General features: G+C 74.9%; 1 protein-coding gene. It reads right to left on the bottom strand.

Translation table 11 applies throughout. The annotated features are described in order from the left end of the window. Positions 1–1,776: bifunctional lysylphosphatidylglycerol synthetase/lysine--tRNA ligase LysX (gene lysX / locus ABT300_RS43675; RefSeq protein ID WP_351688641.1), on the bottom strand; the 1,776-nt coding region annotated here is incomplete at its 3' end. Positions 1,777–1,818: the final 42 nt, after the last annotated feature.

Here is a 1,818-nt window from a genome sequence, read left to right as displayed (position 1 = left end):
CTCGGTCGTGGCGGGACGGGGCCCGCCCTTCTGGTGCCGCTTGCCCCAGAGCTTGCGCAGGGAGGGCACGGACACGAAGCCCTCGGCGATGCCGGAGGCCAGGCCCACCCGGGCCAGGGAGCCGGCGTCGCCGTAGCACAGGAAGCGGGGGTACCACTCGGGCCGGTACTTGGCGTTGGAGCGGTAGAGCGCCTCCAGCTGCCACCACTTGGAGAAGAACAGCAGCAGCCGACGCCACAGCCGAAGGACCGGTCCGGCGCCGATGCGGGCGCCCTCCTCGAACGCCGAGCGGAAGACGGCGAAGTTCAGCGAGATCCGGCGCACGCCGAGCTTGGGGGCGGCGGCGCACAGGTCGGCGACCATGAACTCCATGACGCCGTTGGGGGCCGAGCGGTCACGGCGCATCAGGTCCAGCGAGACGCCGTCGTCGCCCCAGGGGACGAAGGAGAGCAGCGCCAGGAGGCGTCCGTCGCCGTCCAGGGCCTCGACGAGGAGGCAGTCGGCGTCGGCGGGGTCGCCGAGGCGGTCCAGGGCCATCGAGAAGCCGCGTTCGGTCTCGGTGTCGCGCCAGGCGTCGGCGCGGTCCACCACGTCCTCCATCTCCTGGTCGGTGAGGGTCGAGTGGCGGCGCACGCGGCAGGTGGCGCCGGTGCGGCGGACCCGGTTGACGGCCTGCCGGGTGACCCGCATCTCGCGGCCGCCGAGGTCGAAGGAGGCGACGTGCAGGATGGCCTCGTCGCCGAGTTGCAGCGCCCCGAGCCCGGCGCGCGCGAAGGCCTTGGCGCCGTCCTCCGAGGCGCCCATGACAGCGGGGGCCCAGGCGTGCCGGCGGGCCGCGTCCAGCCAGACGGCGATGGCGTGCGGCCAGGCCTCGCGGTCGCCGACCGGGTCGCCGCTGGCCAGGCAGACGCCGGCCTCGACCCGGTAGGTGACGGCGGCCTTGCCGCTGGGCGAGAAGACGGCGGCCTTGTCGCGGCGGGTGGCGAAGTAGCCGAGCGAGTCCTGTTCGCCGTACGCCTTCAGCAGGGCGCGGATGCGGGTCTCCTCGTCGTCGTGCAGGGCCGCTTCCATGCGCTGCGAGCGGAACAGGACGGCGGCGGCGTTGAGCAGGGCGAGGGCGCCGAAGAGGCCGAGCAGGAAGAACAGGGCGCGGGGCGGGCGGCCGTCGAAGGAGCCTGCGGAGACCAGCCCGCCCAGGACCCGGTTGGCGGCCCAGGCCAGGCGCTGGCCGGCGGGGAGGGTGCCGGGGAACGCCTCCACCAGCCCCCAGCCGGCGAGGACCGCGAGGCCGAGCCCCACGAACAGCACGGCGAGCGCGCGCCGCAGCGCCGCCCGGCGGGAGGCGGCGTAGAACTCGCGCCGGGCGAGGACGAGCAGGGTCAGTGCGAGCGCGCAGACCACCAGGGACGGGACCGACTGCGCGTACAGGCCGACGGCCACGCCGAGGACGTCGGTGAGGACGAGCAGCCCGAGGTAGACGACGACCAGCCACCAGGCGACCTTCTTGCGGGCGGCGGTCGCGGCGGCCAGCAGGAAGAGGAAGACGGCGTAGGCCAGGTTGGCGCTGACCGGGACGATGAGCAGGTCCAGGAAGCGGACGACCGGGCGCAGCAGTCGGCGCAGCGGCGGGATCAGCGCCAGCAGGACGCACAGCAGGCCGAGGGCCCCGAGGAAGGCCGCGAACGCTTCGGGGACCCGGGTGAGGACGCGGTCCGCCGGCCGCGGGGCCGGGCCCGTGGCGCGGTCGGCCGCGGTGCGTTCCACGGTGGCACTCATGTTCCGACTGTAGGAACACCTGGGCCGGGCCGCCCGTCGGGC

Source organism: Streptomyces sp. NPDC001027 (assembly GCF_040299045.1).
Classification (GTDB): domain Bacteria; phylum Actinomycetota; class Actinomycetes; order Streptomycetales; family Streptomycetaceae; genus Streptomyces.
This window is presented reverse-complemented; position numbering and strand designations above follow the sequence as displayed.